This is a genomic window from Nostocoides sp. (genome assembly GCF_035343835.1).
GTDB lineage: Bacteria > Actinomycetota > Actinomycetes > Actinomycetales > Dermatophilaceae > Nostocoides_A > Nostocoides_A vanveenii.
The window spans coordinates 1-1685 of record NZ_DAOQZV010000390.1 but is presented as its reverse complement, the minus strand read 5'-3'; the positions used below and the strand labels follow the sequence as shown (position 1 = coordinate 1685).

The 1685-nt window shown below is 65.0% G+C and carries 1 protein-coding gene; it reads left to right on the top strand.

The genetic code is table 11. From position 1 onward, the window contains the following. Positions 1-1685 (top strand): glycogen/starch/alpha-glucan phosphorylase (locus tag PKH97_RS16445; protein ID WP_324388684.1); only part of this gene is annotated, 1685 nt, incomplete at its 5' end.

Genomic DNA, 1685 nt, shown 5'->3' with positions numbered 1-1685 from the left:
CGGTGCGCAGCCAGACCTTCGCCGAGAACATCTCCAAGGTGCTCTACCCCGAGGATTCCACCCCTCAGGGCAAGGAGTTGCGTCTGCAGCAGCAGTACTTCTTCGTCGCGTGCAGCCTCTACGACTTCATCAAGCACACCCAGCCCACCGACTTCGACGTGCGCGACCTGCCCGAGCGGATCATCTTCCAGCTGAACGACACGCATCCGGTCATCGCGATCCCCGAGTTGATGCGCTTGCTCGTCGATGACTACGGCCTGGAGTGGGAGGACGCCTGGGGCATCACCCGCCAGTGCTTCGCCTACACCTGCCACACCCTGCTGCCCGAAGCCCTGGAGGTCTGGCCGGTCAGCCTCATGGAGCGGCTGCTGCCGCGGCATATGGAAATCATCTATCGCATCAACGAGGGCTTCCTCGACGAGGTCCGCGAGGCCTACCCCGGGGATGAGTTGCGCGTGCGGCGGATGTCGATCATCGGCGACCACCCCGAGCGCTCGGTCCGAATGGCGCATCTGGCCACCGTCGCCAGCGTCAAGGTCAACGGCGTTGCTGAGTTGCACTCGCAACTGCTGCGCGACAAGGTGCTGAACGACTTCGCCGAGCTGTGGCCGGACAAGTTCACCAATGTCACCAATGGCGTCACCCCGCGCCGCTTCGTGCGCCAGGCCAATCCCTACCTGTCCAAGCTGATCACCGACACCATCGGCGTCGGCTGGGTCGCCAACCTCGACCGGCTCGAGGAACTCGAGGTCTACGCCGAGGACGAGGACTTCCGCGAGAAGTTCCGCGCCGTCAAGGCCGCGAACAAAGAGCGGATCACCCGCGTGCTGCAGCGGCGCGACGGCATCGCCCTGCCCGAGGGGCACCTGCTCGATGTCATGGTCAAGCGCCTGCACGAGTACAAGCGCCAGTCGCTGAAGCTGCTGCACATCGTCACGCTCTATGACGGCATCATCAGCGGCCGCCTCGACCCGGCGTCGGTCACCCCGCGCACGGTCGTCTTCGGCGCCAAGGCGGCCCCCGGCTACCGGATGGCCAAGGAGACGATCTATCTGATCAACTCCGCGGCCACGGTCATCAACGCCGACCCTCGTGTCGAAGGCCGGCTCTTCATGGCCTTCCCGGCGAACTACAACGTCACCCTTGCCGAGCGGCTGATCCCCGCGGCCGACCTGTCCGAGCAGATCTCGCTCGCCGGCAAGGAGGCCTCCGGCACGGGAAATATGAAGTTCGCCCTGAACGGCGCCCTGACCATCGGCACCGACGACGGCGCCAATGTGGAGATTCGCCGGCTCGTCGGGGACGACAACTTCTTCCTTTTCGGCATGGACGAGCCCCAGGTCGCGGAGTTGCAGGCCCGCGGCTACCGGCCGGCCGATTATTACGAGTCCAACGAGAACCTGCGCAGCGCCATCAACCTGATCGCCAGCGGGCACTTCACCGGCGGTGACCGGGATGCGGCCGGGCTCTTCGTCGGCGATCTGCTCTCCAATGACGCCTTCTTGGCGCTCGCGGACTACCAGTCCTATATGGACGCTCAGGCCCGCGTCGAGGCCTACTACGCCGACCAGGAGGCGTGGACGAAGTCGGCGATCCTCAATGTCGCCCGCAGTGGCTACTTCTCCTCCGACCGCTCGATGCGCGACTACATCGACCGCATCTGGCACGTCAAAACCGGCGTCTGA